The organism is Nesterenkonia sphaerica, assembly GCF_005771565.1.
In the GTDB taxonomy this organism is placed as follows: Bacteria; Actinomycetota; Actinomycetes; order Actinomycetales; family Micrococcaceae; genus Nesterenkonia; species Nesterenkonia sphaerica.
In genome coordinates, this window is sequence record NZ_VAWA01000035.1 from 1 (window position 1) to 6,018 (window position 6,018).

4 protein-coding genes and 2 pseudogenes are annotated in these 6,018 nt (G+C 56.3%); 2 read left to right on the top strand and 4 right to left on the bottom strand.

Annotated features, from left to right (window positions below; all coding sequences use genetic code 11):
- Positions 1 to 269 precede the first annotated feature (269 nt).
- Positions 270 to 1,481 (top strand): MFS transporter, encoded by a 1,212-nt coding sequence (locus FEF27_RS12770; protein ID WP_279526817.1) that lies wholly within the window; start codon positions 270 to 272, stop codon positions 1,479 to 1,481.
- 119 nt (positions 1,482 to 1,600) lie between these two features.
- On the opposite strand, the gene FEF27_RS13910 is transcribed toward FEF27_RS12770, so the two are convergent.
- Positions 1,601 to 1,768 carry an IS3 family transposase gene (locus FEF27_RS13910; protein ID WP_138171268.1) on the bottom strand — a complete coding sequence of 56 codons (168 nt, stop codon included), beginning with the start codon at positions 1,766 to 1,768 and terminating at the stop codon, positions 1,601 to 1,603.
- Positions 1,769 to 2,071: 303 nt separating this feature from the next.
- Between FEF27_RS13910 and FEF27_RS13705 the strand changes: the two are divergent.
- Positions 2,072 to 2,455: pseudogene (locus FEF27_RS13705) on the top strand (transposase); the annotation flags it as partial.
- Here FEF27_RS13705 and FEF27_RS12790 read toward each other — a convergent pair.
- From FEF27_RS12790 to FEF27_RS12795, 3 genes and pseudogenes are all read right to left on the bottom strand, one after another.
- Positions 2,454 to 2,756: pseudogene (locus tag FEF27_RS12790) on the bottom strand (ISL3 family transposase); the annotation flags it as partial. The pseudogenes FEF27_RS13705 and FEF27_RS12790 overlap by 2 nt on opposite strands.
- A gap of 105 nt (positions 2,757 to 2,861) precedes the next feature.
- Complete coding sequence (locus FEF27_RS13515) at positions 2,862 to 3,005, bottom strand: hypothetical protein (RefSeq protein WP_208009886.1); 144 nt, start codon at positions 3,003 to 3,005, stop codon at positions 2,862 to 2,864.
- Between the two features lie 289 nt (positions 3,006 to 3,294).
- Complete coding sequence (locus FEF27_RS12795; protein ID WP_138171272.1) at positions 3,295 to 5,853, bottom strand: DEAD/DEAH box helicase; 2,559 nt, start codon at positions 5,851 to 5,853, stop codon at positions 3,295 to 3,297.
- Positions 5,854 to 6,018: the final 165 nt, after the last annotated feature.

Sequence of the window (6,018 nt, forward strand, 5' to 3'; positions counted from 1 at the left end):
CTGCTACACCCTTATTTGCGATGAGCCGCTTTAAAAAGCAGTCCTTGAGTCAGTGAGGCGTCCCGATGAAGTGTGTGGAAAGAAGACGCCGGATGCTCACTGGCAATCGTGGCACGTAGTCACTGATGCACACAGTGTTAAAGTTATCTACTGTGAGTGAAAGTCTTAATTATTGAGACACCATGGGTGGAGATTTGAAAAAAGTCGAAAATAGCGACCTTAGTCGGCCATCAGCTAGCGGCCTACTTTTGGTTGTATTGGTTTGCATAATGGGTGTAGGCCCCTTGTTTCCATTCATGTTAGCTACCTCCTCCACGTTGGTTATCGAGAGATTTAGTGTCACACCGGGCCAACTAGGAATTGTTTCTTCAGTAGTGTTTGGGTCGGCCGCCCTGGCGTCACAGGCCTCAGGGTGGTTTGCAGACAAGCTGTCAGTTCGAACTCAAATTGTATTGAACTTCAGTGGTGCTGGTTTGTCCTTTATCATAGTAGCTTTCACCGTTGATTTTATTGGGATCGTGATTGCGGCTGCAATTGTTGGGTGCTCTCAGGCGATTTCTAATCCAACAACTAATCGTATAATTGTGGAAGTTGTTGACGAACATAAAAGAACCTCTTGGATTGGATTCAAGCAGTCAGGGGTCCAAGTAGCCCAACTACTGTCCGGAGTCATGTTTCCGATTATTGCTCTTTTTTTTGGTTGGTTTGGTGCAGCATTTAGCGGAGTACTAATTGCAGTTACATTGATATTTGTTAGTATCAGTGTTGTATCGAAATATTATGATGGTAATAATATTCGGTCTGCGTCTTCTGGTGGCTTAAGAGAATCTCTGGCCGTGCCGCCTATATCTGCTAGGTCTGCGACTGGAAAGAACTCCGATCCAATTAGGAGCTTCGCGTACACTAGGCTCATATTTGCAATCAGCATTTTTCTTATCGGATTTGGAGTCCAGGCTATACATGTATTTGTTCCACTCTATGCGGTTACGGTAATGGAGTTTAGCCTTGTGCAGGGTGGTCTTACTATAACCGTTGTTGGGGTAGTTGGTATGGTTTCCAGAGTTTGGTGGGCTCGTAGAGTCGCTGCTGGTGCGCGTCTGTCTTCTCTTCTTGCAATCATCAATGGTGGTGCGGCAATTGGGGTACTACTGTTAATCATGGCAAACGCTTTTGGCCTGAATGGATTGATATGGATGGCAGCTGTGGTGCATGGAATGACTGGGCTTGGCGGTAATGTTGTCATTAATGCTGGTCTTATGCGAGCCGCTCCCGCAGGTCAGATTGGGCGTGTCTCTGGCGTGAATTCTATGGCGATGTACGCTGGATTCACCGTTGGCCCGATAGTTGTCGGGTTATTGCTGGATATGACGAGCTCATTCGACATGGGCTGGTCGGCTGCGTTGGCAGTATTTTTAGTGGGAGTGGGAGCGGCTCTCTGGTTGAGATGGCATCAGGCTTCCGACTCAGCCACATTATGGTGATTTGGCGATGTCCGCCTAGCCTGTGGATTTTTTTAGCTCGTGAGCAATCTGTTGAACCGCCCTTGGTCTCGTGGGGGTGGTGTGTCCCGTGTTGAGCAGTCTCTGGGTTGCTTGGTTTCTCATGCCGCGGTGATGATGCGATAGCGTTCGTATTTTACTGGGGTGACCCACCCGAGCCAGCTGTGGCAGCGTTGTCGGTTGTGCCATATCTTAAGGTACTCAAACATGGCGTTGGCCAACTCGAGGCGGGTGTTCCAGATCCGGATATCGAGAAGTTCAACTGGCATTCACGACCAAAACGCCTCATCGAGTTGTCATAACAGTCGCCCTCCGATTCCATCGAGGGAAGTAAGTCGGCAGCCTTGGCCCGAGTGGTGAAGGCCCAGGAGCCAAATTGAACGCTTTGGTCCGAATGAATCACTGTTCCCGGTTAGCCGTTCGTCCCGAGACGTGTCTCGATTTCCATCCCCAATGCGTTGATTGCCAGGGCAGCAGTAGCTGAGGATTCGATGGACCAGCGACCAGGGCGTATCTAATGGTCTGTGTAAGCGGTGGGTCTGCTCACCGGAAGGAACACACACTTGCAGACCATGACCATTACAGAGAATCCAGAACGTGATGAACGTGCTGCTCGGCAAAAAGAGATCGCGGATCAGCTGAAGGCCTCTGGAGCGTTGAATGAGATCTTCGCGAAGATGGACGCAGGCCAGCCCCTTACCGGCGATGATGGGCTGCTTGGCGGGATCGTCAAAGCCGCCCTGGAGAGGGGCTTAGAGACGGAGCTGACCTAGCACACCGGCTATGAGAAGGGCGATGTCGATGCGCCGATGTTCCGCAATTCCCGCAATGGGTCCAGCCAGAAGACGCTCGCTACCGAGGTCGGCGATATCGACCTCGCGGTGGTCCGGGACCGGGCCGGTTCGTTTACCCCGATGCTGGTGCCCAAGGGCCAACGGCGCCTGGACGGCCTCGATCCGCAGCCTTGGAGGTGTCTTGGCGCCAGACCCGAGCACAGTCTGAGCACCGGTATCTAAGCACCCGTACCCACAAGGTGGTGGGTCGCCATCCCAGCGGCAGATGCGCCAAGCGCCGCACCACTGTGCCCCGCGGGATTCCTCGCCCACGGCAGGACCGGCACCACGGATCGTCTACGGTGACTCCGCATTCGAGGATAGCGCGGTCCCGGCGGATGTGCTGGCCGGTGACGGTGAGGCCGAGCCCGTCGAGGAGGCAGAAGCTGTCGAGGTCCGGGGATACGAAAGCAGGCTTAGGCACGTCGAGGTCTTTCGGCTGGACAGTGTAGGAACTTCCATCCTCGGAAGGCCTCGACCTCTATCCAGCCACCGCCACGCCCAGGCTCTCTTCCCTACCTCTACACCCTCAAATACGAAGAGCCCCTAAAACGTCGCCGACTTCACGTCGGGCCTGGGTTTTCGATACCCCGTCGGCCTCTTCGAGCCGGTCGGCATACATCCGTACCGCTCGGGCCTGGGTCTCGGAGTCATAATGGGAACGTGCTGGCATGATCCAGCCTCAGCAAGCACTGTTGGCCTACCCCGCCATAAATTTTCCCCGTGGCTCAAGCGCCGAACATGGAAATCCTTGGACATCACCGGCAGTGCCCCAAATGGGCTTCAAACAACTACCACTCCAAGAAGCCCCCTGCACAGCGGAACTCCGCCAATGGCTCAACCCGATCGAAACGTGAGGTTTGAGAACGTTTAGGCGGATGATAGGTCTGTCCGCCTGATACCCGCCGAAGGGTTCGTGATAAACCAGGTCCAAACCTCAGCGACAGAGACATGGGGTGTGGTCAGATGTACTCCTCCGAGATTTCTCGGTAAGCATAGTCCGCATCCTTCGCATCCAGTACGGTCGACTGCACTTCAGGGACGGCAAAGTCGAGAACACGAAGCTTCCCATCGATCCGCGATATTGACTCGATCCGGTGGAATCGGTCACCGTATATCTGGGCGAACCGGGCCATCCCCCTGAGCTTCCCTAGCGCGTCGGGCAGCCAGGAGCCGTGCGGGTCAACGATGTTCGCTTGTACGCCCTTGTCGCTGTCGATAAAGAACAGGAAGTCAGGCCGGAGCGTCCGCCAGTCCCCGTGGCGATCCTTGTATGCCAGACTCATTGAGTCCCGGCCGCCCGTTGGGTTGCGATACCAAGCGATCAGGTCTCCCCGTGACTTCTCGGTGTCTAGTACTTCAATCTCGTCAGGGTTGAGTTTTCCGACCGGGAACATCCCTTCCTCGTCGGAGAGGAGGTGGAGCATCCGACGCTCGAGGAGCTGCGCGGATTCGCCAACGTACCGTTTGGTCTCCTCCTGACGGATTCTTGGCAGCGCCATGGAGGCCACCTGTGGGTCTGTGCTCATTGCGGTGATCTCCGCATAGAGGCTCTTCCGCGACTCTGGCATGCCCTTGATGTTGACGCGGTGTTTGCCAAGCCACTCTGCCGCGAGCGCGTCGGCGGCTACGTCGAGCGCGGGCCGTGTCTGTGGAAGTTTCGCGAGTGCGGCCACCTGAACGTGGGCATCACGCAACGTATCCTCATCTTCCTCCTGGTCTGCAAGGTGGTCGATATAGGTTCGCGCGATGTCTGGTGTGATGGTGCGCGCTCCGTGCCTGTAGGCTTCCTGGATCGCGCGGTCGTCCGCGATCTCAGTCCAGGTGCCGTCTGTGCGCATTCCCAGGTGACCTCTAACTGTGCCTCCGACGACTTTGAGCACGTCATCCTTCGCCTGGGCAAGCTCCTTGGGGAACTGGGCGGCTAAGCCGTTCAGGAGACCATGGAGCCGCTCATGGGCGAGAGCACCAGCAGCCGGCTCGATCCCGTCTGTTGCCAGTGCGTGAGCAAGCGAAGTCAAGCGCTTAATCGGGTTCGCGTGCTTCCTTGGGAGCGTCTCGGCCGGAAGCTCAGTGAACAACTCCCAAACCTCATCCGGCACGACGGGGTTCGGTGTCATCAGCTGCGGGTCTACCAGGACGCGCTGACCGTTATCCTTGTCTCCGTCGAGCATTCCGCTGCCCAGGATGTGCTCCAACACACGACTCGCCGTTGCGCGGTTGAACTTCGGCAGGATGCACTCCACGCTGTTCAGCAGATCGTCGCCCTCGACGCGTCGAGCCAGTGGTGTGCGGATCATTCGGCCCAGCAGCTGGGTAATATGTGTTTCGTCCTTGGCCGGCCGGAATGAAACCATTACCTCAGCTCGCGGGCAATCCCAACCTGTGCTAATAGCGTCCTTCGCTAGCAGGACGCGGATATAACTTGCGTCCTGAACACGTTCCGGTGAGATGTAGGGGATATTGTAAGGCCCAAAAATCTGAGTTTTATGATCACCGAACACATGCGCGATCGCGTCGCGACCCAGCTTTGGCCACTCGTCGTAGATCGCGTCGAGCGCCGCAGCTAACTCAGTTGGCGCCGGCTTGTTTGGTACCTGTAGCACAAGGAGCGGGTTGACGGGTTCGGGCTCATTCTGGTCCGCAGCATAGTCGGCCCAGGCTACGGACATTGCCTTGATCTTTCGCACTCCCCGACGCAGCAAGACGGTGTTGAAGTCTCCTGTTTCCGCGGGAAAATCCAAGACGATGTCGTCCTTGAGTAATCCTGACTCCTGAATGCGTATTGAGTCCACATCGATCGTGCGCAGATGTACTCGGCTATCCTGCACCTGCGCTTCGGCCATAGCCTCCTCAAACCGACGGACGGTCGCCGAGATGCCCCACACGATTGGGATCGGCGGGACACCGTTGTGGCCGTTGATGAGTCGCTTGACGATGGTCGGAGTATCGGATGAGGAACGGCGGCCTAAGCCGCGATGGGCTTCGTCAAGCACCATGTACAGCGTAAGGTTCGGGTCTCCGATGGTGTTCCGTAGGGTGTCCCAGAACGTGAACGGTACGGTGTCCGGGTTCGAGTCCAACCCCGGTATCGTTCCTTCTCCGTCGTGACCTCGCACGAGGAGGCTGTTACGTGAGAGCTTCGAGGTGTTGAGGAAGTAGACGTTGCCGGACTGGAGCTTCGAGTAACGGAATGGGTGTTCCACGGTGATCAGTCGGTTGCGCAGTCGGTCCGAGGCCTGTTGGAGTCGGTGCCTAGTCTGCTGGTTGAGCGACGGGTCGTCGCTGAACCAGAGCACAACTGCGTCAGAAGCCGGTACTACGTCGTAGTCGTCGTTGCCCCAAAAGAGTGCTTCGATTGCGGCCGCAGCCATCACAGTCTTGCCCGCGCCCGTGGTAGCGGCGAGCGCTACTGAGCTCACGCGCTCGCTGGCACTCTTGTAGAAGTCGCGGGCTGAGGCGAGTTCGCGCAGGGTGTCACCTACAGCGTCAGCCTGATAGTCCTTGAGTGTGAATCTCATTAGAATGCACCGGTGCTTTCACAGTTGTGATGTCTCAGGAGAGCGGTAACACTTCTGCATCAGGACATCGGTAACAGTTGATGTATCAAGACATGGGTGACAGTCCTGGTGTGCGTCGGCGGGGAGCCGGTTTGCGTTGTCCTCGGTTGCTGATGTGGCCGGTGG

What these genes read in the sequence shown, in the direction of transcription:
- FEF27_RS12795 (WP_138171272.1), bottom strand. Translation starts at nt 5,853, where the DNA reads ATGAGATTCACACTCAAGGACTATCAGGCTGACGCTGTAGGTGACACC.
- FEF27_RS13515 (WP_208009886.1), bottom strand. Translation starts at nt 3,005, where the DNA reads ATGCCAGCACGTTCCCATTATGACTCCGAGACCCAGGCCCGAGCGGTA.
- FEF27_RS12770 (WP_279526817.1), top strand. Translation starts at nt 270, where the DNA reads ATGGGTGTAGGCCCCTTGTTTCCATTCATGTTAGCTACCTCCTCCACG.
- FEF27_RS13910 (WP_138171268.1), bottom strand. Translation starts at nt 1,768, where the DNA reads ATGCCAGTTGAACTTCTCGATATCCGGATCTGGAACACCCGCCTCGAG.